We start from the raw sequence: 21,762 nt of genomic DNA, 5'->3' as shown, positions 1-21,762 counted from the left end.
TTAAAATGAGCTTTTAAAAACGGCTGTAACAGACAGGACATTTCCATCGACCGAAGCTTCGACAGTACCGTGCAGTTTATTAACCAGAATTTTTACAACAGAAAGGCCCAGTCCCGTACTTTCATTGTGACGTGACTGGTCCTTTGTGTAGAAGCGTTCAAACAATCTGCTCACCTGAATCTTTTCAGGGTCAGATACCGTATTTGATATTTGAAAAACTATATTGCGGCTCGTGTCCTGAGAAAGACAGATACAGATTCTCCCTGACGTATAGCGGACTGCATTGGACAGCAGATTTTGGAGAATACGTTCCAGCATGCTGCGGTCTGCCTTTACAAAGACGGAGGATTCAGGCATTGTGATTTGAGGAGAGAGCTTTCTGCTTTGAAATAATGGGGCACTGTCTGCCAGAAAATCGATCAGAAGGTTAGAAAAATTGAGATCTTCCCAATCAGGTTCTGTTTGGTCTGCCTCCAAAATGGACAGATCATAAAACACATCGATCAGCTCTCTTAAACGGCAGGTTTTTCGCAGGGCAGTTTCAATGCGGTCCTTTTGATCAGGCAATAGCCGGCTCTTTTGCAGGATTTGGAGGTGGCCATTGATCACAGTCAGAGGAGTGCGCAGATCATGGGATATATTGGCTATGGAATTTTTCAGTTCTTCTTCATGCTGTAAGGCTTTTGCAGCCGACTTGCGCTGACAGTCAAAAAAGCGGTTTATTTTTGCCGCCAGCAGTTCCAGGTCCTGATCTGCCAGAGACAAGTCCAGCATTTTTTCGGTTTTGCCGCAGGTTACCTGGTCAATCTGAAGGGACATGTGGTTTATCTGCCGTTTCAGCGCAAAATATTTGAAAGATATAATGACAGATAATATGAGGAGAAAGAATAGAACGAGGTTCATATGATTTTCCTTTCTTTTATTTCAGTTCACAGCTTCTGAATGTTTTCCAGGATGCCAGGAGAAGAACGGTACTCCAGCACAGCGAAACAGCAAGACTCCCGAAGGTAAGTATTTCGGTACCGCTGATCACTTGACGGATCTGGAAGGAAGGCAGAAAGCGGACCGGCAGGTTCAGCATCATTCCGTATCCCAGATACAGACTTAACACAAAGGTGAGGAGAGCGGCGGTACAGATTGCCCTGGGCATATTTCTCAGAACAAAACACAAAAAGATTGGAATCAGCAGGACAGGACTGTTAAACAGAAAGGAATCAGCCGCAGCCCTGACAAAATCTGATAAGAAACCGATCAGATCATGAATACCAAAATAAATAGATTCTCTGATGCAGCCTGCAGCCGGAAACACCAACGCCAGAAGATTAAAGGCGGTGAGATATACGATGATTTTGCTTATAAATACTGTGAGACGGGAATGTCCCGCGGCGATTTCCTGCTGAACGGTGCGCCAGGAAAATTCCTGGCCGAGGACCAGTGCCAGGATACAGGAGACGATAATCAGCAGGAAGGTAGAGTCATACACCATGCCGTTTAGTATATCTGTAAGATTTTCGGCAATTTTTTCTTTGGGGCCGAAGATTTCTGACCTGTAAGCCGGCGCAGTGATGAAGCCAAGCATAAAGATCATGATCACGCTCCACCAGTAGGTACGGTTGTGTAAAAAATAATACCGTTCAGTCTTTAATAAATTGATCAATGCTTTCACCTCTTTCATTTCAAATCTGTTCGGGAAAAATTCCAATAAGCCCAAATACAGCAGATAAAGATCCATAAAAAGTTCGTTAAAAAGACATTTAAACTTGTCAGCTGATCGAAACACAGCAGCCTTAGCTGCCCCATCGGAAGAACCGCTGCCACAAGGGGATAGTGCCGGCCGTTTAAAAGAAAGAGCATGACAAAAAAGAGGACCAGCGGCAGAGTCAGCGTCTTTCCAACGCCTTGGAAAAGAAATCCGCAAAGACAGGGAAGCATGGCCATTGCGCATATGATCCAGATAGCCAGCATTGATTTGAGGAAAAGAGCCGATAAAGAGGCACTGGTGATTCCAAACAGCATACATCCTGCCGCTGCCCCTGCAAACAGAGGAAGACAGAGGATAGAAATACATCCGGTAAGGTGTACGATGATCTTGACCAGCAGGATGTGCCCCCTTTTATGACCTGCCGAAATATAGCTTTGTATTGTCCGGTTTTCAAAATCCGACCCGATGAACAGCGCACCGAAGATCATGATTAAGACGTAGAGCAGGGGAGCGGTGTACAGGATGTGATTGAAAACATCCAGTGATTTTGCGGGCGGCGATCCGTCGAGCAGAAGAATACAGCTCAGGGCACAGGAAATGATCAAGAGTCCCCAAAAACTTTTCATTCGCCATAGTTTATAAAACTCAGCTTTTAAGATTCTGCGCATGGGATACTGCACCAACCTTTCTCAAAAAATAATCTTCCAAAGTATCTCCGGATACATTCAGGGTGGTAACGAGGATGCCGGAATCCGACAGGGTCCGGGCAACCGTTTCTATATCATCCAGATACTCATACAGGCGGATGGTGCCGTCGGGCATGAGGCGCAGATGCTCTGTGTGCAGGTGTTTTTCCAGTGACAGAAGTGCGTTCTGCGGCTGATTTGTTTTGATGGCTATATGCCTTTTGCACTGTTCATCCAGTTCTCGGCCTGACAGTTCATCAATGATCCTTCCTTTATGGATCAGGATGAACTGTGAAGCGGTCTGGTATAATTCCTCCAGTATATGGCTGGAGACTAAGATTGTCATCCCGTATTTTTGGTTCAGGTCTTTGAGGAGTCTGCGGATTTCAACGATACCGTTAGGATCAAGACCGTTGATAGGTTCATCCAAAATAAGAAATTCAGGATTGTTTAACAGGGCGGCAGCGATTCCGAGGCGCTGCCTCATTCCCAGGGAAAAGTTTCTGACCGGTTTTTTTGCGGTATTTGTAAGACCGGTCATTCGAAGACAGTCTGAAATGACAGATTTTCCGGGAATGCCTCTCTGAAGCCTCTGCACCTCAAGATTTTGAACTGCTGTCAGGTTGGGATAAAGAGCGGGAGACTCGATCAGACATCCCATCCTTTTTCGCTGCTCCTGGAGACCGGTTCTGTTCCTCTGTCCCCAAAGTTCAAGAGTACCGTCCGTGGGAAAGGACAGCCCGGCAGTCAAGCGGAGGAATGTGGTCTTTCCGGCGCCGTTCTGTCCGATAAATCCGTAAATTTTGCCTTTCTCGATCCTTAAATTTATGTGGTCTATAACCAAAGAATGCTTATATTTTTTCGTTAAATTATGTGCTTCTAATACAGTAGAATTCATATATACTGCTCCTTTCTTCTCAGACCAGTATAAGACACAATATTAAAGAATTCCTTAATTAGGAGCAGAAAATTATAAAATTAAGATAAAGATGAGAACAATGGATCGTCTATCTTTCAGTCTTTGTGCAGCCGGTAGCCGATGCCCCAGACAGTATCAATATATTCGTTTTCGGAAGAAACAGCTTTGAGTTTGTTTCTCAGATGACTGATATGTACGTTCAGTGTATTGTCCTCACTTAAATATTCGCTGCCCCAGATACTTTGAAATAGATTTGCTTTGGAAAATATTTTGTCCGGATATCTCATCAGCAGCTCAAGAATCCTGAATTCTTTTGCTGTTAAGGAAAGTTCCACGCCTTTGAGATATGCAGTAAGAGAACCGGTATCCAAAGTCAGCTCCTGAAATTTAAGGACCTTTTTTGGGAATGTCTGAAGCTTCGATCTCCGGAGGTTGCTTTCAATCCTTGCAAGGGTTTCATCCAGATCAAAAGGCTTTGTAATATAATCATCCGCGCCGAGACGAAGCAGATCAATTTTATTCTGAGTCGTTCCCCGGGCAGAAATGACAATCACGGGAAGATCAGAACAGGAACGTATTTCTTTCAGGAGCTGATCGCCGCTTTTATATGGAAGCATGAGATCCAGAAGTACCAGATCGATGTTTTGGTGTCTGATGATTTGACAAATACAGCGGCCGTCAGTTTTGCCAACGGCTTCAAAGCCGTATCCGGATAAAAAGTCTGACAGAATTTTCAGGATTTCTTTGTCGTCTTCGATGATTAATATTCTTGACATATACAGTACTTGTCCTTTCACTAAGTTTTTAAATAGTATATCATATTTTAGGTTGCATATCTTTTGCTGTTTATTTAAAATATTCATAAGGAACAAATAACCGGGAGGATAAATTTATGAAATTTACAAAGAGACTGCTTTCTCTGCTGCTCTCATTGCTGCTGGCGTTTTCACTGAGCGGCTGCAAAACATCAACAGAGCAGGGGAAAAGCGGACAAACCAGCCAGAAGACCGGCCAGGAACAGTCAAAAACCGAGGAACAAAAACAGTTTGACAAATTTTTAGACCGGCAGGTAAAAGAGACGTTGTCTCAAAATACACTGAATCTTCATTATCAGCTGAAAGATCCTGAGAAGTACGGCATCAAACAGGAGAAGGTTTCCATCGGACATATTTCTCCCGGACAGGATAAGAAAGCACTGAAGGAAAATAAGAAGACAGCAGAAGAACTTTCCGGATTTAAAAGGAGCAGTCTGACAGGAAAACAAAAACTTACGTATGATATATTGGAAGACTATCTGAGTATGCTCATAGAGGAAAGCCAATATCCATTATATGATAATATTATCGGGGAGGTTTCCGGCATCCAGTCCAATCTTCCGGTGACACTGGCAGAGTATCAGTTTTACAGAGAGAAGGATATTAAAGATTATCTCACCCTGCTGTCTCAGGTTACGGGATATCTTCAAGAGGCAGGAGAGTATCTGAAAGCACAGTCTAAAGCGGGACTGTATGTAACCGATGGGGCGGCAGATACTGCGGCGAAGCAGATTGATGATTTTTTGAAAGAAAGCGGCGAAAAAAATATATTAAGTGCTACATTTAAAGAACGTGTCAATGACTTTTCGGGTATCAGCAAGGAACAGAAAACAACCTATAATAAACAAAATAAGAAACTGCTGAAGCAGTCTGTATATCCTGCATTCCGCAGCTTTAAAAAGACGATTCTGTCACTGAAGGGAACCGGAAAAAACAGCGGAGGTGTCTGCAATTTAAAAAACGGGAAAAAATACTATCGGCTTGTCTTGAAGGAGCAGACAGGAACAAACAAAACAGTCAGCCAGCTGCTCTCAAGTGTGACAGGCCGTCTCCAGAGCTCAGTGAAACAGATGGTGAATCTGATCCAGGGCGATGAGAGCCTCCAGAAAAAGTTTTATAATTTTGATCCGGTGATGACCAGTCCTAAAAAGGTATTGGCCGATCTGGAGAAGAAGGCTAAAACAGATTATCCACCCCTGAAAAAAGTCCATTATAAGATCAAATATGTTCCAAAAGCGCTGGAAGATACTTTAAGTCCGGCATTTTATATGATCCCGCCGATCGATGATGAGACAGAAAATACCATCTATATCAACAAAGGCTCCACCGATAAGAGCGGAATTTACAATACTCTGGCTCATGAAGGGTATCCGGGGCATCTTTATCAAAACAATTATTTTCTCAGCACAGATCCGGACGATATCCGTTTGATCATGGATTTTCCTGGTTACTCGGAAGGCTGGGCCTCCTATGTGGAGATGCATGCCTTTGACTATGCTCCGTATGATAAGTCTGTGGCCAAATTGAAACGCATCAATGACGAGATCAATATGGCCATCGGAAGTGCTGTCGATATCAATGTCAACTACCGGGGATGGACCCTGGACCAGATCAAGGATATGCTGAAAGAGATGGGATATGGAAGTTCTGCGGCAGACCAGCTTTACAGGCTCGTATCTTCGGAACCGGGATACTATCTGAAATATTATTCCGGAGCCCTGGAATTTCAGGAATTGAGAAACAAGGCGTCCAAGGAGCTTGGCAAGAAGTTCCAGACGAAAGAGTTCCACAAGGTGATTCTTGAAAACGGTCCGAGCAATTTTTTACAAGTGAGAAAAGCCGTAGAGGCATATATCGAAGAAAACAAATAGGAAGGAATACAGTTTATTATGGAAGATATATTACAGGTAGGAGCGATCGCTTCCACCCACGGTGTCCGCGGAGAGGTCAAGGTGTATCCGATGACCGATGATGTGGAGCGCTTTAAGGATTTGAAGGAGGTGCTGCTGGATACGGGCAGGGAAATGAAGCTTCTGCATGTGAAGTCCTGTAAGTTTTTTAAAAACCAGCCGATTCTTAAGTTTGAGGAGTTTGACAATATCAATGATATCGAACAGTATAAACGCTGCGGGCTGTTTGTCACAAGAGAGAATGCAGTCAAGCTTGAAGAGAATGAGTTTTTCATTGCCGATATCATTGGGTTCGATGTTTACCGGGAGACCGGAAAGAAGCTGGGAATATTGGATGACGTGCTTCAGACAGGGGCAAACGATGTGTATGTGGTAAAAATGGATGATGGAAAGGAAGTACTGCTTCCGGCCATAAGAGACTGTATCAAAAAGGTCTCTCTGGAAGAAAAGAGAATCGATGTTTTTGTAATGAAAGGACTGCTGGATGAATAAGTTTCACGTTTTGACTTTATTTCCCGAGATGATCGAGAGCGGATGCAGCACGAGTATTTTAGGCCGTGCAAAAGAGGCGGGACATATCGGTGTGGAAGCCGTAAACATCAGGGATTTTACGAGGGACAAGCATAAAAAAGTGGACGATTATCCATACGGCGGCGGTGCCGGAATGGTCATGCAGGCGGAGCCGATCTATCTGGCATATCAGCATATTGAGCAAAAGATGGAGAAGAAGCCCCGGGTGATTTATGTGACTCCTCAGGGAAAGGTGTTCCACCAGGAGATGGCTAAGGAGCTTGCAGAGGAAGAAGAACTTGTTTTTCTGTGCGGCCATTATGAGGGCGTGGATGAACGTGTCTTAGAAGAGATTGTCACGGATTATGTCTCCATTGGGGATTACGTTTTGACGGGAGGAGAGCTTCCGGCTATGGTGATGATCGACGCCATATCCAGACTGGTTCCGGGAGTACTGAATAACGGAGACTCGGCGGAGTACGAGTCTTTTGAAAACGGGATGCTGGAATATCCCCAGTACACAAGACCGCCGGAGTTTTTGGGGAGGAAAGTACCGGAGGTGCTGCTTTCAGGTCACCACGGAAGGATCGAAGAGTGGAGGAAAGAGCAGTCTTATTTGAGGACAAAGGAGAGAAGGCCGGATCTGCTCGATAAAAATAAATAATTCTTGCAAAAGCAGTCTTGTTGTGATATTATATAGCAGTTGTTATAAATAGGATGGTCCTCTGTTACACAAGGTATTATGAACATCTAAAAAGATTTAAGGAGGAACAACATGAACGATATCATTAAAAGTATTGAAGATGCACAGTTAAGAGAAGTTGCAGATTTCAGAACAGGTGACACTGTGAAAGTATACGGAAAAGTAAAAGAGGGAAACCGCGAGAGAATTCAGGTATTTGAAGGAACTGTCATCAAAAGACAGAATGGCGGAGCACGCGAGACATTTACCGTGCGCAAAAATTCCAACGGCATCGGCGTAGAAAAAACCTGGCCGGTACACTCTCCGATCATCGAGAAGATCGAAGTTGTGCGCAAAGGTAAGGTTAGACGCGCGAAATTATACTACTTACGTGACCGTGTAGGTAAGGCTGCGAAAGTGAAAGAAAGAGTATAATATTTTTCAAAAAAAACACAGGGACGAGCCGGAGCTTGTCCCTGTTTTGTTTAAAGAAAGGGTGTGAGATCTGTGAGCGGATATACGGTTACTTATCAGATGAGGAAGAAAAAAAGACAGAGACGGGATAAGATCGCGGCATATGTGCTGACTTTTGTGGCCGTGATTTTTGCGGCTTTTATCATTGTCCGTTTTCTGTGTGCCGGTTATACGGTACAGGGGGATTCCATGCTTCCCACCTATGAGAGCGGAGAAAAGCGGCTGGTCAACCGGCTGATTTATAAAGTGAAAAGTCCGGCGCGATATGATATAATATTGTTCGAGTCAGAGGACGAGACAAACAAGCAGTATTATGTAAAGAGAGTGGTCGGACTCCCAGGAGAGACGGTTCAGGTCAGGGACGGGAACGTCTATGTAGACGGCAGGAAGGCCAAAAGCTTCGGAAAAGAACAGATCCTGTCTCCCGGACTGGCAGCAGACGGCGTAAAACTATCCAAGAATCAATATTTTGTCATGGGAGACAATTACAATAACAGCGAAGATTCCAGGAGTGCCGTAGTCGGCAATGTAAAAAAGACACAGATCATAGGCAAGGTCGGGATCAAATATTGGCCTTTTGGATAAAGAAGGAGGACACATGCAGTTTCAGTGGTACCCGGGTCATATGACCAAGGCAAAACGAATGATGCAGGAAAATATAAAGCTGATCGATATTGTGATCGAACTGGTGGATGCGAGAATTCCATTCGGAAGCAGGAATCCCGATATCGACCAGCTGGCACAGAACAAATCCAGACTGATTTTATTAAACAAGACGGATCTTGCAGACAGCAGGAAGACAGAACTCTGGGAACAGTATTTTAAAGACAGGGGATTCTTTGTCGGGAAAGTCAATTCCCAAAAGGGAACCGGAGTCAAAGCTGTCCAGGGTATTGTCATGGAGGCGTGCAGAGAAAAGATCGAGCGGGACCGGAAGAGGGGAATTAAGAACCGGCCGGTCCGCGCCATGATCGCGGGAATCCCGAATGTAGGGAAATCTACATTTATCAACAGTCTGGCCGGAAAAGCCTGTACGAAAACCGGAAATAAACCGGGTGTGACAAAGGGCAAACAGTGGATTAAACTGAATAAAAATATCGAGTTATTAGATACACCGGGGATTTTGTGGCCCAAATTTGAGGATCAGACCGTAGGCCTTCATCTGGCATTGATCGGTTCTATTAAAGAAGAAATATTAAATCAGGAAGAGATGGCCATGGAACTGATCCCGTTTCTGGTAAAAGAATATCCGGGTATTTTAGCGGCACGCTACCGGGTTGAAGAGGACAAGAATACACTGAAAATCCTTGAACAGATCGCGGCTAACCGAAATTGTAAAGAAAAAGGCAATCAGCTGGACTATGAAAAGGCCGCACATATCCTGCTGGAGGAGTACAGGAACGGAAAGCTTGGAAAGATCACGCTGGAAGTACCTGCTGACTATGAGGGGTAATCAAACACATGTCGTTTCGAATAAGGCGCAGGGCGCATCGTTTTTATTCTGAATTATGTTTCTGGGGATCCACTGTTTTTATCGCAGTTTTTGTCTCCTTTCTTATCATTACCTTTATAGGAGAGAGGACCGGGGTTTCCGGCCATTCTATGGAGCCGACGCTCCACCATATGGACAGCGTACTGGTTGACAAGCTGACTTACCGGTTCCGGGACCCGAAGCGCTTTGAAGTCGTGGTATTTCCAAATCCCGCAGACAGAAAAGAAAAGCTGGTAAAGAGAGTCATCGGAATGCCCGGGGAGACAGTGGAGATCCGCAGCGGCACAGTCTACATCGACGGCCGGATAATATCCAGGGATTATTCCAAAGATCATATGACATTTCCCATCAATGTGGAGGGCAGCATTACCCTAAAAAAAGACGAATATTTTGTACTGGGAGATAACCGGAATAACAGCATGGACAGCAGGGACATCCGCGTGGGTCCCATATACAGGAAAGAGATACAGGGAAGGGTTGTTTTCAGGCTGTTTCCGCTCAAAGATGCGGGAAGAATCTTATAGAGAGGCACTTATGACAAAACAGGAAGAAAAACGGATAGAAAAACTGAAGAAAGAAAAGCAGCGCATGTATGAGATGTTTTCTTATGAGAGAGAATATGAAAGGTATTCTCATATATGCGGGATTGACGAGGTGGGCCGGGGACCCTTTGCGGGACCCGTGGTGGCGGCGGCCGTCATTCTGCCGAGAGACTGTGATATTTTATACCTGAACGATTCCAAGAAGGTTTCACCGAAAAAGAGAGAAGCATTGTATGATGAAATTTACGAGAAAGCTCTCGCTGTCGGAATCGGGATGGCTTCGGAAAAAGTCATAGATGAGATCAATATTTTAAATGCTACCTATGAAGCGATGAGGACGGCGGTTTCAAATCTTCCGGTCGAGCCGGATCTGCTGCTAAACGATGCGGTTACGATCCCGGGGATCGGAACAGAGCAGGTTCCGATCATCAAGGGGGATGCAAAGAGCGCTTCGATTGCGGCGGCAAGCATTGTGGCAAAGGTGACCAGAGACCGGATGATGGAAGAATACGATCAGCTTTATCCTCAATATCAGTTCGCAAAGAATAAAGGCTATGGGACAAAGGCTCATATCGAGGCGATCAAAGAGTATGGTATCTGCACAATTCACCGGAAGAGTTTTGTAAGGAAATACATATGAAAAATCATAGAAAGACCGGTATGGAGAAGGAAGAGACTGCGTGCCGGTTTTTATTGACTCAGGGGTATGAAGTCATTGAGAGAAATTTTTATTCCCGCTATGGGGAAATTGATATTATTGCGCGGGATGGGCAGTATCTTGTGTTTGCCGAGGTGAAATACCGGCGGTCAACAGCCTTCGGATATCCAGGAGAGGCTGTTGACCGCAGAAAACAGCAGAAGATTCATAAGACGGCGGAATATTATTTGTTTTGCCGCGGCATGTTTGACAGGCCGGCAAGATTTGATGTGGTAGAAATCATAGGAAAGAAGATCAGGGTGATAAAAAATGCATTTTAAGAGATTAAACGATAATCATTCCACGGTGCTGCACGAAGGGCAGGTGCCGTATCTAACGTTTAGAAAACTGGATCAGGCCGGAGTCCGCCATGGATTTTCCACCAGGATGGGAGGCGTCAGTCAAGGGATGTTCTCCTCTATGAATTTAAGCTATACAAGGGGAGACGATGAAGCCTCTGTGGATGAAAATTTCCGCAGGATCGGGCAGGCAATAGGGTTTGACGAGAAAAAGCTTGTATTCTCCAATCAGATCCATGACACGAAGATCGGGAGAGTCGGGAAAGAAGACTGCGGAAAAGTCATGACCGGAATGGACGGACTGGTGACCGATGTGCCTGGAGTCCCTCTGTATACGGGATATGCGGACTGTGTACCCCTGTTTTTCTTTGATCCTGTCAAAAAAGTGGCGGCTCTGGCCCATTCCGGCTGGAAGGGTACAGTCGGACGGATCGGAGAAAAGATGGTAAAACAGATGAAAGACGGATATGGATGCTGTCCTGAGGATATTGTGGCGGCTGTCGGCCCGTCAATCTGCAGAGACTGCTATGAGGTCAGCGAAGATGTGGCAGAGCAGTTCATAAAGGAATTTTCAACACACCCGAAAGAAGAATTTTTGGACAGGAAGGAAAATGACAAGTATCAGCTGGACCTGTGGAAGGCCAATGAGATTATATTGACGGAAGCAGGAATTTTACAGGAGAATCTGGACATCACCGATCTCTGTACCTGCTGCAACAGCGATTACTTATTTTCTCATCGGGCAACAAAAGGAAAACGGGGGAATTTAGGGGCATTCATTGTGCTTTGAATGTGATATAATCTTTACAACAGGGAAAGATTATCATATAATCAAACGGAAGTTTTAGGAAGAAAGATTCCATACAGAGAGGAAATAAACATGAGTAAACCGATAGTAGCAATCGTGGGAAGGCCGAACGTGGGGAAATCCACACTGTTCAACGCACTTGCGGGAGAGAATATTTCAATCGTAAAAGATACACCGGGAGTGACAAGGGACAGGATCTATGCGGACATTTCCTGGCTGAATTATAATTTTACGCTGATCGACACCGGTGGGATCGAGCCGGATTCGGGAGATGTCATCCTTTCCAGGATGAGAGAGCAGGCGCAGATTGCCATTGAGACTGCAGACGTGATCATTTTTCTTGTAGATGTGAGGCAGGGATTGGTGGATGCGGACTTCCAGGTGGCGGACATGCTGAGACGGTCTCAGAAGCCGGTGGTCCTGGCAGTGAATAAAGCAGACAATTATGAGAAGTTTCTGCCGGATACCTATGAGTTTTATAATCTGGGACTGGGTGATCCCCATCCGGTTTCCGCAAATTCCAAGCTTGGATTCGGTGATCTGCTGGATGAGGTCGTGGAAAACTGTGATCCAAAGGCTCTGGAAGAGGAAGAAGATGAAAGGCCTAAGATTGCCATCATTGGAAAGCCCAATGCAGGAAAGTCTTCGATTATCAACAAGATGCTTGGTGAGGAGAGAGTCATTGTATCGGATGTTGCGGGAACGACGAGAGATGCCATTGACACGGTCATCCAGAAGAACGGAAAAGAATACGTGTTTATTGACACCGCAGGGCTCCGCCGGAAAAATAAAATCAAAGAAGATCTGGAACGTTACAGTGTCATCCGTACAGTTTCCGCAGTGGAACGGTGTGATGTGGCGGTTCTGGTCATTGACGCCACAGAAGGCATCACCGAGCAGGACGCAAAGATCGCAGGCATTGCCCATGAGAGAGGCAAGGGGATGATCATTGCGGTCAACAAATGGGATCTGGTGGAGAAAGACGACAAGACGATCTATAAGTTCACAAACAAAATCCGCGAGGTTTTGGCTTATATGTCCTATGCGGAATTGGTTTTTATTTCGGCAAAGACCGGACAGCGTTTTCCTAAGATCTTTGATATGCTGGATGCCGTTATTGAAAATCACGCTATGCGTGTCCAGACCGGAGTGCTCAACGAGATTCTGACAGAAGCAGTAGCGATGAAACAGCCGCCGTCTGACAAAGGAAAACGCCTGAAGCTCTACTATATGACACAGGTATCGGTGAAGCCCCCCACATTTGTGGTGTTTATCAATGACAGGCAGCTGATGCACTTTTCCTATACCAGATATATTGAAAACCAGATACGGAATACGTTCGGATTCCGGGGAACCCCGATCCACATCATTGCGCGGGAAAGGAAGGAGAAGTAATGGTCCTTTGTGTTTTTCTCTGCCTGGCCATGGGATATCTGCTGGGCTGTATTCAGACAGGATTTATTATCGGAAAAATCAATCATATCGACATCAGAGATTACGGAAGCGGTAATTCCGGAACGACAAATACACTGAGAACCCTTGGAAAGACAGCGGCACTGCTGACCTTCCTTGGGGATTCCTCAAAGGGACTCATCGCAGTCAACATTGCCAGATACATATTAATTCCCCAGTTCGGAGGAATGGCCCATGAAGCCACACTCTGGCTGGTGACCGGGTTTGCCGTGGTCATCGGGCACAATTTTCCTTTTTACCTGCATTTTAAAGGAGGGAAAGGGATCGCTACAACAGGCGGCGTGATCTTTGCATTCGACTGGAGACTGGGACTTCTCTGTCTGCTTATTTTTTCTGTTGTGACAGGGATCAGTAAATATGTATCACTGGGTTCTATCTGCATGGTACTGGTAATCCCGTTTATTTTATATTTCAGCAGTCCCCACGACTGGCAGCTTGTGGCGGTGGGGTGTGTGTTTACGGCTATGGCGGTCTGGCGCCACAGGGCAAACATTGGCCGGCTCATTCACGGGACGGAAAACAAACTCGGACAGAAGGTAAAACGTTAGGAGGAAACTATGAAAAAGGTTAGCGTAATCGGTGCAGGAAGCTGGGGAAGTGCCCTGGCAGTTTTGCTGGCGAACAATGGACATGAAGTGACACTGTGGTCTCACGATTCCAAGGAGATCGAGATGCTTCAGAAGGAAAGAGAGCAGAAAGACAAGCTTCCTGGAGTGAAGCTTCCGGAGAATATAAAGGTCAGCGCCGATCTTGAAGAAACTCTCACAGGCAGAGATGTCATCGTCATGGCTGTGCCGTCTCCGGTGGTCCGTTCTATGGCAACTCGCATGGCTCCATTTATAAAAGAAGGCCAGGTCATCGTCAATGTGGCGAAAGGGATTGAGGATGAAACCTATAAGACACTGACAGAGATCATCGAGGAGGAGATTCCGGGCGCTGTTGTCTGTGTACTCTCCGGCCCGAGCCATGCAGAGGAAGTGGGAAGAAAACTCCCGACGACCTGTGTTGTCGGTGCAAAGAAGGAAAGTGTAGCTGTAATGCTTCAGGATCTGTTTATGAATGAGGTGTTCCGTGTCTACACAAGCCCTGATATCATGGGAATTGAGCTCGGAGGAGCATTGAAGAATGTCATTGCCCTGGCTGCCGGCGTCACAGACGGCCTCGGATACGGCGACAATACAAAAGCCGCACTGATGACCAGAGGAATCGCGGAACTTACCAGACTGGGAGCCGCTCTCGGGGGACAGATCGAGACATTTACCGGTCTGACCGGCATCGGTGACCTGATCGTTACCTGTACGAGCGTTCACAGCCGGAACAGGAAAGCCGGACTCCTGATGGGACAGGGATATTCTCCGAAAGAGGCTATGGATGAAGTCAAGATGGTCGTGGAAGGTGTCTATTCCGCCAAAGCGGCTCTCGGACTCGCAAAGCGGAATAATGTCAATGTTCCGATCATTGAGGAAGTAAACAAAGTACTCTTTGAGGAGAAAGATCCGAAAGAGGCAGTGGCAGATCTGCTCTTAAGGGAGCGCAAGAAAGAACATACAAACCTTAAATGGGAAGAAGAATAAGAAAGGACAAAGCTATGGCAGAATTCGCGGAAATGTCAAAGGAAGAATTGGAACAGGCAAAGGAAGCAGCAGACAGGGATTACGAGGAACTGAAGGCCAGGAATTTAAGCCTTGATATGTCAAGGGGAAAGCCTGCGCCGTCGCAGATTGATCACGCCAACGGCATGCTGAAAGAAATGACGGACTATCACACAAAGGCAGGCATGGATGTGAGAAATTACGGCGTTTTGGACGGGATTCCTGAGATGAAGGAACTTTTCAGTGAACTGCTCGATATTCCGGCCGGCCAGCTGATCGTCGGAGGAAATGCAAGCCTTAACTTAATGTTTGACGCAGTGATGCGTTTGTTTGTGTTCGGAACGATGGGAGAGAAACCGTGGGGCCGGCTTGACAAGGTGAAGTTTCTCTGCCCAAGTCCCGGCTATGATCGTCATTTTACCATCTGCGAGACTCTGGGTATCGAAATGATCCCGGTTCCTATGACCAAAGAAGGCCCGGATATGGATATGGTGGAAGAGCTTGTGGGAAGTGATACGTCCATCAAAGGTATCTGGTGCGTTCCCAAGTATTCCAATCCGCAGGGCATCTGTTACAGCGATGAAACAGTAGACCGACTGGCTTCCATGAAGACTGCCGCGAAAGACTTCAAAATATTTTGGGACAATGCCTACGGTGTGCATCCGGTCTTTGAGGATGTGAAAGTTAAGAATATCATCGACGCATGTGAAGAAGCCGGTACAAAGAATCGTCCGTATTATTTCTTCTCTACCTCAAAGATCACCTTCCCGGGAGCCGGTGTCAGCCTGATCGCTTCCAGTGAAGAGAATATAAATGAAATCAAAAAGATCATGGGTGTCCAGACGATCGGATATGACAAAGTCAACCAGCTGCGCCACGTACAGTTCTTTCAAAATGCAGAGGGACTGAGAGCGCATATGCAGGTTTTGGCTGAGTGCATGAGGCCGAAGTTTGAAACGGTTCTCAAATACCTGAACAAAGAGCTTGCAGGAACAGGGCTCGCTGTATGGGAGGAGCCGAAAGGCGGATATTTTGTGTCCGTGGATGTATATCCGGGATGTGCAAAAGAGGTTGTACGCCTGGCAAAAGAGGCGGGAGTTGTACTCACCGGCGCAGGAGCGACTTATCCATACAAGAAGGACCCGAAGGACAGCAATTTAAGGATTGCGCCTACATACCCTACAGTGGAAGAACTGGAACAGGCGATGGAACTGTTCTGTGTCTGTGTAAAGAAGGCAGCGCTGCATAAACTGGTCAGAGAATAGAACATAAGGACTCCGGAGACGAGCATTTAAGCTTGTTCCCCGGAGTCTTTCAGTTTGCGGTAGACAGTGAGCAGCATTGTGACATAGCAGGCGGTTCCTCCGATGAAATTGGAGACGGGCTCTGCGATAAAAACACCGTTGACACCGAGACCGAACAGCATTGGCAGGCAGACGGTCAGGGGAAGAACAATGACGACCTTCCGGAAGATAGAAAAGAAGATAGCCTGTCTGGACCTGTTCAGCGCGATATAGGTGGACTGGCCCGAAAACTGCAGGGACATCATGAAGATTCCAAAGAAATAAAGCTTTAAGGCGGGGACACCTTTTGCTATGATCTCCGGACTGCTGTTGAAAATATGGATAAAAAAGTGCGGTGCAAGAAGCAGGATACCCCATACAATAAAGGTGTAGCCGATGCAGGCAAGAGTCATAAACCGAATGGCTGCCTTGACTCTTTCGTACTGTTCAGCTCCGTAATTATATCCCAGAACCGGCTGGGCGCCGTTGGTAATACCGGTAACCGGCATCGTGATGACTTCCCGGATCGAATTTAAAATTGTCATGACGGTCACATAGAGATCTCCTCCATAGACCTGCAGGGTTGCGTTGCAGGCGATCTGTACGATACTGTTTGTGACCGACATCGTAAAACCGGAAAGACCGAGGGTTACGATCTGCCTGACCAGACGGAACTTTAACCTAAAGTTTTCCTTTTTCAGTTTTAGTATTGTTTTTCTGCCGGCGAGAAAGAGGAGGACCCATACAGAGGAAACAAACTGGGAAATGACGGTTGCGAGAGCCGCTCCCCTGACACCCAGCTGCAGGATAAAGATAAAAACAGGATCTAATATAATATTTAAGACGGCGCCGATTAAAACTGTCAGCATCCCGGTTCTTGCAAAACCCTGAGAGTTTATGAAGCTGTTCATACCAAGGCCCATCATCACAAAAACAGATCCCAGAAGATAGATCGTGATGTAGCTGTCTGCATAGGGAAATGTAGCTTCGCTCGCTCCGAATGCATAAATAATCGGTTTTTTAAAAATGAGGATTACAGCCGTGAGCAGAAGGCCCAGGAGAATCAGAAGGAAAAAAGAATTTCCCATGATCTCCTCGGCCTTTTTTTGATTTCCTTTTCCGCGTTCTATGGAACAAAGAGGAGCACCTCCCATGCCGATCAGATTGGCAAATGCCATGATGATCGTAATAATCGGAAAGGTAATGCCCACACCTCCCAGGGCGAGAGCGGCATCTTGTCCCATTCTTCCTATATAGATACGGTCAACAATACTGTAAAGTACGTTGATCAGCTGAGCCAGAGTCATAGGTACAGCCAGATTTATGATGTTTTTTGTGACGCTTCCTTTTGTAAAATCATTCTTTTCCTTTTCCATAACAGGATTCAGCCTCATTTCTTCAAAATCTTCGATAAAAAGTATAGCATGTTTTCCGGATAAATAGAATCTTGAATTAAATAACATTTGGATATATTTATATAAAATATTTACCTATAAAAACAATTGAAAAGGAAATATAAATCACCACACTTGTATACAGAAATGCATAAATACAAGCAGAAAACAAAACATTCTTTAGTTAAAACTGTCAAACAAATGACATTTGGACATATTCTGCACACAAAATCGGCTAGAAAAAGTATGTCCGGATGTTATAATTTAGATAACATCGATGGAAGAAAAAGAAATGATCAGGAGGTAAGAAAATGGCATTATTTTCAAAAGGAAAAGAAGTGTTTGGATGTCCGATGGACGGTGAGGTGAGACCTTTGAGTGAAACACCGGACAGGGCATTCGCGGACGGACTTCTTGGAGATGGAGTGGTTATTTTTCCATCGGGAGATAAAGTGTTTGCACCGTCGGCAGCAAAAGTAAACTTTACATTTCCGACACGCCATGCAGTCGGGCTGGAGACAAAGTCTGGATATGAATATCTGATCCATGTAGGGATCAACACGAATCAGCTGAAAGGAGAGGGATTTCATATATATGTAAAACCAGGAGATTATGTGAATAAAGGACAGCTTTTGCTGGAATTTGATCAAAAACTATTAAAAGAAAAGAATTTATCAGAAGCAACCCCTATCGTATTTGCCAATGTAGAAAACGATAACATTGAAGTGCTGAAGGCAGGCCGGGTTAAAGCCAATGAAGATCTGATGGTCGTGAAAAAATAGGAGGATGAATAGAATGAAGCTATCAGCGCGTGAAAAATATAGCTATGGAATCGGTGCCCTGGGAAAAGATATGATCTGCGGAGTCATATTTACCTATGCAATGGTCTATTTTACAGATGTACTGAAAATTTCAGCGGCATTTGTAGGGACACTCTTTTTCTTTGCAAAGTTCTGGGATGCGGTAAATGATCTCGGAATGGGAATGGTCGTTGACAATACGAAAACAAGATGGGGAAAATTCAGGCCGTGGCTGGCTGTTGGAACATTGATCAATGCCGTTGTTTTTGCCTGTTTATTTACGGACTGGGGATTATCCGGAACCGCACTTTATGTTTTTGCTGCCGTTATGTATATTTTGTGGGGAATGACTTATACCATTATGGATATCCCATACTGGTCTATGCTCCCCAATCTGACCAGTGACAAATCAGAGCGCGACCGGGTGGCTGTAGTTCCCAGGATCTTCGCATCTGTGGGAGGATCCCTGATCGTCGGAGGATTTGGGCTTCAGATCATGGACTTTTTGGGAAAAGGTGATGCGCAGAAAGGATTTTCTTATTTCGCATACATAATTACGGCTGTATTTATTATCACCATTTACGGTCACAAATGTAAAATCAGCGGATCATGTAAGAGCAGTGAAGGAAGAGAAGACATCCTTTAAGAAATTGCTGCATATCATTTCAAAAAATGATCAGCTTCTTGTAGCCATTGCAGTAATCCTTACATTTAATTTTGCGATGCAGGTTATGACAGGGGTATCTCTATACTACTTCTTATATGTGGCAGGCAGCAAATCAATGTTTTCAATCTTTACGATGTTTGCAGGGATTGCAGAGATCTCCGGCTTGTTTCTGTTTCCATGGATCGCGAAACATCTGAACAGAAACCAGGTTTATCTTTTGGCAAGCCTGATACCGACAATTGGACTGGGGCTGTTATTCGTCATCGGATATCTGGCACCGACGAATTTTGTATTGACAGCCATCGCCGGCTATGGTGTTAAATTCGGTTCCGGGCTTCAGCTTGGGATTGTGACGGTTGTGCTGGCAGATGTTGTCGACTATGGTGAATATAAATTCGGAACAAGAAATGAGTCTGTTACCTTTTCTATCCAAACACTGCTCGTAAAGTTTACTTCGGCTATGGGTGCGCTTCTTACCGGATTTGCACTGAATGCCACGGGGTATATTCCAAATGCAGTACAGACAGCATCAACACAGAACGGTATCCGTTTTGTTATGATCGGTGTCCCGATTGTTTTTGTAGCCCTCAGTTTTATGATCTACAAGACAAAATTTAAACTTCATGGGGCGTATTACGACAAAATCATGAATGTTCTGGCATTGAGAAAAGAGAAACTGGACGAGCGTCTGGCAAACAATTCATAATAATTATAGAAAAGACGGAGGAATCTATATGTCAATTATTTTTCATGAGAGATCTAAAACATTTCATCTATATAATGATAAGATCAGTTATATTTTTAAAATCTTAAGAAACGGTCAGCTTGGTCAGCTTTACTGCGGAGCGGCAATACGGGACAGAGAAGAATATGAGCATTTATTTGAGGCAAGGCAGCGTCCCATGGCGCCGTGTACCTATGAAGGGGATCTGACGTTTTCTATGGAGCATATCAAGCAGGAATATCCGGCTTATGGATCAGGGGATATGAGATATCCGGCTTTTCAGATTCTGCAGAGCAATGGAAGCAGAATCACAGATTTTACATATATATCCCATAAGATCATGGAAGGAAAACCAGAGCTTCCAGGGCTTCCCGCAACCTATACAGAGGATCCGAAAGAGGCACAGACGCTGGAGATTCTTCTTCGGGATGAATTGATCCAGGTGGATCTGCTGTTATCGTATTCCATATTTGCACATTATGGAGCTGTTGCGCGTAGTGTACGGTTTGTGAATCGGGGAACAGAGTCTGTGATCCTGGATCAGGCAATGAGTCTGTGTCTGGATCTTCCGGATTCAGACTACGAAATGATCGAACTGACCGGAGCGTGGTCCAGAGAGAGGCATATAAAGGAGCGCAGACTGTGCCATGGCATCCAGTCCGTGTACAGTATGAGAGGCTGCAGTTCTAATAATTATAATCCGTTTATTGCACTGAAACGGGAAAACACCACAGAACATGACGGAGAAGTTTACGGTTTTTCCTTTGTGTACAGCGGAAACTTTCTTGCGCAGGTGGAAGTGGATACTTATGATGTCTCAAGGGTCACCATGGGAATCAACCCTAACACGTTTACGTGGGAATTAAAACCGGGAGAGAACTTTCAGACACCGGAAGCGGTGATGGTCTACAGCAGTGAGGGCTTAAACGGTATGAGCCAGACTTACCATGAGCTGTATCAGAAACGGCTGGCCAGAGGAGAATGGAGGGATCAAGTCCGTCCGATTCTTGTGAATAACTGGGAAGCCACATACTTTGATTTTGATGAAGATAAAATTCTTCTAATCGCAGATACGGCGAAACGTCTCGGCATCGAATTATTTGTCCTGGATGACGGCTGGTTCGGCAGAAGAGATGACGATACAAGTTCTCTGGGAGACTGGTACCCGGACCTTAACAAACTTCCGGAAGGAATCAAGGGCATTGCGGAAAAAATTGAAAAGAAAGGTTTGAAATTCGGACTTTGGTTTGAACCGGAGATGGTCAACAAAGACAGTGACCTGTATCGGGCTCATCCGGACTGGATGCTTGCGGCTCCGGGCAGAAACAGCTGTCACGGAAGAAATCAGTTTGTCCTGGATTTTTCCAGAAAAGAAGTGGTAGATTATATATACCGGCTCATGGAAAAAGTTTTGCTGGATGCTCCTGTGTCCTATATAAAATGGGATATGAACCGCTGTATGTCAGAGGTGTATTCAGCAGGATGCGGTGCATCGGATCAAGGGAAAGTTACACATAAATATATCCTTGGGGTATATGATCTTTATGAACGGTTGACAAAGAAGTTTCCGCATATCCTGTTTGAATCCTGCGCCAGCGGAGGTGCCAGATTTGATCCCGGAATGATGTATTATGCGCCCCAGTGCTGGACCAGTGATGATACGGATGCAATAGAAAGAATTAAAATCCAATACGGCACCAGTATGGTTTATCCGGTCAGCAGTATGGGAGCTCACGTATCAGCGGTGCCGAATCATCAGGTGCTGAGGAATACTCCGATTGAGACGCGGGCGAATGTTGCCTGTTTCGGGACTTTTGGATATGAACTTGATTTGAATCAGTTGTCAGCAGAGGAACAGGAAAAAATAAAAGAACAGGTGGAATTTATGAAGACATACCGGGAGGTCCTTCAGTTTGGAACCTTCTACCGCCTTCAGAGCCCTTTTAAACACAATACAAGTGCATGGATGTCGGTCTCACAAGACAGACGGACGGCGGTCGTCGGATACTTCCGCACGCTGGAACCGGTGAATTCAGGATATACAAGACTGAAGCTCCGGGGGCTCGATGAAAATTTATGCTATCATGTGACAATCAATGAAACCAGCCACTACGGCGATGAACTAATGAAAGCCGGACTGGTGACTTCGGATGCCTCCAGCGGTGAAAACCGTGAGACATATAACGGAGCCAACGGAGATTACCAGTCTCGCCTATATATCTTAACTGCGGAGGACGAATTGCGAGCGCCTTCCGTACGTTCCTAATGAAGGAAAGACTCCTGCTGTTTACAG

The 21,762-nt window shown here is 45.4% G+C and carries 22 protein-coding genes and 1 pseudogene; 17 read left to right on the top strand and 6 right to left on the bottom strand.

Annotated features, from left to right (window positions below; translation table 11 throughout):
- The 5 genes from DWV34_RS11080 to DWV34_RS11060 form a co-directional block, all read right to left on the bottom strand.
- Complete coding sequence (locus DWV34_RS11080) at window positions 1–903, bottom strand: sensor histidine kinase (RefSeq protein WP_009291169.1); 903 nt, start codon at window positions 901–903, stop codon at window positions 1–3.
- 16 nt (window positions 904–919) lie between these two features.
- A complete protein-coding gene (locus DWV34_RS11075; RefSeq protein ID WP_225103801.1) occupies window positions 920–1,666 on the bottom strand; it encodes an ABC transporter permease in 747 nt (248 codons plus the stop codon).
- 5 nt (window positions 1,667–1,671) lie between these two features.
- Window positions 1,672–2,328, bottom strand: coding sequence for an ABC transporter permease subunit (locus DWV34_RS11070; protein WP_233444308.1), 657 nt, complete (start codon window positions 2,326–2,328; stop codon window positions 1,672–1,674).
- Window positions 2,329–2,347: 19 nt separating this feature from the next.
- On the bottom strand, window positions 2,348–3,286 hold the full coding sequence (locus DWV34_RS11065) for an ATP-binding cassette domain-containing protein (protein ID WP_009291172.1): 939 nt from the start codon (window positions 3,284–3,286) through the stop codon (window positions 2,348–2,350).
- 116 nt (window positions 3,287–3,402) lie between these two features.
- A complete protein-coding gene (locus DWV34_RS11060; protein WP_009291173.1) occupies window positions 3,403–4,083 on the bottom strand; it encodes a response regulator transcription factor in 681 nt (226 codons plus the stop codon).
- Window positions 4,084–4,199: 116 nt separating this feature from the next.
- On the opposite strand from DWV34_RS11060, the gene DWV34_RS11055 reads away from it, so the two are divergent.
- From DWV34_RS11055 to DWV34_RS10990, 14 genes are all read left to right on the top strand, one after another.
- Window positions 4,200–5,993 carry a DUF885 domain-containing protein gene (locus tag DWV34_RS11055; protein WP_022261380.1) on the top strand — a complete coding sequence of 598 codons (1,794 nt, stop codon included), beginning with the start codon at window positions 4,200–4,202 and terminating at the stop codon, window positions 5,991–5,993.
- An 18-nt stretch (window positions 5,994–6,011) separates the two neighbouring features.
- Complete coding sequence (gene rimM / locus DWV34_RS11050; protein WP_006567395.1) at window positions 6,012–6,524, top strand: ribosome maturation factor RimM; 513 nt, start codon at window positions 6,012–6,014, stop codon at window positions 6,522–6,524.
- Entirely contained in the window at window positions 6,517–7,206 is a 690-nt protein-coding gene (gene trmD / locus DWV34_RS11045) for a tRNA (guanosine(37)-N1)-methyltransferase TrmD (protein ID WP_006567394.1), read from the top strand. The genes rimM and trmD overlap by 8 nt, the downstream gene beginning before the upstream one ends.
- Window positions 7,207–7,317: 111 nt before the next feature.
- Complete coding sequence (gene rplS, locus DWV34_RS11040; RefSeq protein WP_006567393.1) at window positions 7,318–7,659, top strand: 50S ribosomal protein L19; 342 nt, start codon at window positions 7,318–7,320, stop codon at window positions 7,657–7,659.
- 72 nt (window positions 7,660–7,731) lie between these two features.
- Window positions 7,732–8,283, top strand: a complete 552-nt coding sequence (gene lepB, locus DWV34_RS11035) for a signal peptidase I (RefSeq protein WP_009291176.1) — start codon at window positions 7,732–7,734, stop codon at window positions 8,281–8,283.
- A 13-nt stretch (window positions 8,284–8,296) separates the two neighbouring features.
- Window positions 8,297–9,151 (top strand): ribosome biogenesis GTPase YlqF, encoded by an 855-nt coding sequence (gene ylqF, locus DWV34_RS11030; protein WP_009291177.1) that lies wholly within the window; start codon window positions 8,297–8,299, stop codon window positions 9,149–9,151.
- An 8-nt stretch (window positions 9,152–9,159) separates the two neighbouring features.
- Entirely contained in the window at window positions 9,160–9,714 is a 555-nt protein-coding gene (gene lepB / locus DWV34_RS11025; RefSeq protein WP_022261381.1) for a signal peptidase I, read from the top strand.
- A gap of 10 nt (window positions 9,715–9,724) precedes the next feature.
- A complete protein-coding gene (locus DWV34_RS11020) occupies window positions 9,725–10,372 on the top strand; it encodes a ribonuclease HII (protein ID WP_024727914.1) in 648 nt (215 codons plus the stop codon).
- Complete coding sequence (locus tag DWV34_RS11015; protein WP_006567388.1) at window positions 10,369–10,710, top strand: YraN family protein; 342 nt, start codon at window positions 10,369–10,371, stop codon at window positions 10,708–10,710. Before DWV34_RS11020 ends, DWV34_RS11015 begins: the two co-directional genes overlap by 4 nt.
- On the top strand, window positions 10,700–11,518 hold the full coding sequence (gene pgeF, locus DWV34_RS11010) for a peptidoglycan editing factor PgeF (protein ID WP_118476227.1): 819 nt from the start codon (window positions 10,700–10,702) through the stop codon (window positions 11,516–11,518). The genes DWV34_RS11015 and pgeF overlap by 11 nt, the downstream gene beginning before the upstream one ends.
- A gap of 90 nt (window positions 11,519–11,608) precedes the next feature.
- On the top strand, window positions 11,609–12,931 hold the full coding sequence (der, locus tag DWV34_RS11005; RefSeq protein ID WP_006567386.1) for a ribosome biogenesis GTPase Der: 1,323 nt from the start codon (window positions 11,609–11,611) through the stop codon (window positions 12,929–12,931).
- Entirely contained in the window at window positions 12,931–13,557 is a 627-nt protein-coding gene (gene plsY / locus DWV34_RS11000) for a glycerol-3-phosphate 1-O-acyltransferase PlsY (RefSeq protein ID WP_006567385.1), read from the top strand. Before der ends, plsY begins: the two co-directional genes overlap by 1 nt.
- Window positions 13,558–13,566: 9 nt before the next feature.
- Window positions 13,567–14,583 (top strand): NAD(P)H-dependent glycerol-3-phosphate dehydrogenase, encoded by a 1,017-nt coding sequence (locus DWV34_RS10995; protein WP_006567384.1) that lies wholly within the window; start codon window positions 13,567–13,569, stop codon window positions 14,581–14,583.
- A 14-nt stretch (window positions 14,584–14,597) separates the two neighbouring features.
- Window positions 14,598–15,866: an aminotransferase class I/II-fold pyridoxal phosphate-dependent enzyme gene (locus tag DWV34_RS10990; protein ID WP_009291182.1), complete on the top strand. Its 1,269-nt coding sequence runs from the start codon at window positions 14,598–14,600 to the stop codon at window positions 15,864–15,866.
- Between the two features lie 26 nt (window positions 15,867–15,892).
- Here the strand turns inward: DWV34_RS10990 and DWV34_RS10985 are convergent, their stop codons facing one another.
- A complete protein-coding gene (locus DWV34_RS10985; protein ID WP_118476241.1) occupies window positions 15,893–17,260 on the bottom strand; it encodes an MATE family efflux transporter in 1,368 nt (455 codons plus the stop codon).
- A gap of 329 nt (window positions 17,261–17,589) precedes the next feature.
- On the opposite strand from DWV34_RS10985, the gene DWV34_RS10980 reads away from it, so the two are divergent.
- The 3 genes and pseudogenes from DWV34_RS10980 (at window position 17,590) to DWV34_RS10965 (ending at window position 21,735) form a co-directional block, all read left to right on the top strand.
- On the top strand, window positions 17,590–18,060 hold the full coding sequence (locus DWV34_RS10980) for a PTS sugar transporter subunit IIA (protein ID WP_024727911.1): 471 nt from the start codon (window positions 17,590–17,592) through the stop codon (window positions 18,058–18,060).
- Window positions 18,061–18,064: 4 nt separating this feature from the next.
- Window positions 18,065–19,451, top strand: a pseudogene (gene melB / locus DWV34_RS17695) (melibiose:sodium transporter MelB).
- A 28-nt stretch (window positions 19,452–19,479) separates the two neighbouring features.
- Window positions 19,480–21,735, top strand: coding sequence for an alpha-galactosidase (locus tag DWV34_RS10965; protein WP_006567377.1), 2,256 nt, complete (start codon window positions 19,480–19,482; stop codon window positions 21,733–21,735).
- The last annotated feature ends 27 nt before the right edge of the window (window positions 21,736–21,762 follow it).

It is taken from the genome of Anaerostipes sp. AF04-45 (genome assembly GCF_003461725.1).
In the GTDB taxonomy this organism is placed as follows: domain Bacteria; phylum Bacillota; class Clostridia; order Lachnospirales; family Lachnospiraceae; genus Anaerostipes; species Anaerostipes caccae.
This window is presented reverse-complemented; position numbering and strand designations above follow the sequence as displayed.

What these genes read in the sequence shown, in the direction of transcription:
- DWV34_RS11080 (WP_009291169.1), bottom strand. Translation starts at nt 903, where the DNA reads ATGAACCTCGTTCTATTCTTTCTCCTCATATTATCTGTCATTATATCT.
- DWV34_RS11070 (WP_233444308.1), bottom strand. Translation starts at nt 2,328, where the DNA reads ATGAAAAGTTTTTGGGGACTCTTGATCATTTCCTGTGCCCTGAGCTGT.
- DWV34_RS11065 (WP_009291172.1), bottom strand. Translation starts at nt 3,286, where the DNA reads ATGAATTCTACTGTATTAGAAGCACATAATTTAACGAAAAAATATAAG.
- DWV34_RS11060 (WP_009291173.1), bottom strand. Translation starts at nt 4,083, where the DNA reads ATGTCAAGAATATTAATCATCGAAGACGACAAAGAAATCCTGAAAATT.
- DWV34_RS11055 (WP_022261380.1), top strand. Translation starts at nt 4,200, where the DNA reads ATGAAATTTACAAAGAGACTGCTTTCTCTGCTGCTCTCATTGCTGCTG.
- rimM (WP_006567395.1), top strand. Translation starts at nt 6,012, where the DNA reads ATGGAAGATATATTACAGGTAGGAGCGATCGCTTCCACCCACGGTGTC.
- trmD (WP_006567394.1), top strand. Translation starts at nt 6,517, where the DNA reads ATGAATAAGTTTCACGTTTTGACTTTATTTCCCGAGATGATCGAGAGC.
- rplS (WP_006567393.1), top strand. Translation starts at nt 7,318, where the DNA reads ATGAACGATATCATTAAAAGTATTGAAGATGCACAGTTAAGAGAAGTT.
- ylqF (WP_009291177.1), top strand. Translation starts at nt 8,297, where the DNA reads ATGCAGTTTCAGTGGTACCCGGGTCATATGACCAAGGCAAAACGAATG.
- lepB (WP_022261381.1), top strand. Translation starts at nt 9,160, where the DNA reads ATGTCGTTTCGAATAAGGCGCAGGGCGCATCGTTTTTATTCTGAATTA.
- DWV34_RS11020 (WP_024727914.1), top strand. Translation starts at nt 9,725, where the DNA reads ATGACAAAACAGGAAGAAAAACGGATAGAAAAACTGAAGAAAGAAAAG.
- DWV34_RS11015 (WP_006567388.1), top strand. Translation starts at nt 10,369, where the DNA reads ATGAAAAATCATAGAAAGACCGGTATGGAGAAGGAAGAGACTGCGTGC.
- pgeF (WP_118476227.1), top strand. Translation starts at nt 10,700, where the DNA reads ATGCATTTTAAGAGATTAAACGATAATCATTCCACGGTGCTGCACGAA.
- der (WP_006567386.1), top strand. Translation starts at nt 11,609, where the DNA reads ATGAGTAAACCGATAGTAGCAATCGTGGGAAGGCCGAACGTGGGGAAA.
- plsY (WP_006567385.1), top strand. Translation starts at nt 12,931, where the DNA reads ATGGTCCTTTGTGTTTTTCTCTGCCTGGCCATGGGATATCTGCTGGGC.
- DWV34_RS10995 (WP_006567384.1), top strand. Translation starts at nt 13,567, where the DNA reads ATGAAAAAGGTTAGCGTAATCGGTGCAGGAAGCTGGGGAAGTGCCCTG.
- DWV34_RS10990 (WP_009291182.1), top strand. Translation starts at nt 14,598, where the DNA reads ATGGCAGAATTCGCGGAAATGTCAAAGGAAGAATTGGAACAGGCAAAG.
- DWV34_RS10985 (WP_118476241.1), bottom strand. Translation starts at nt 17,260, where the DNA reads ATGGAAAAGGAAAAGAATGATTTTACAAAAGGAAGCGTCACAAAAAAC.
- DWV34_RS10980 (WP_024727911.1), top strand. Translation starts at nt 17,590, where the DNA reads ATGGCATTATTTTCAAAAGGAAAAGAAGTGTTTGGATGTCCGATGGAC.
- DWV34_RS10965 (WP_006567377.1), top strand. Translation starts at nt 19,480, where the DNA reads ATGTCAATTATTTTTCATGAGAGATCTAAAACATTTCATCTATATAAT.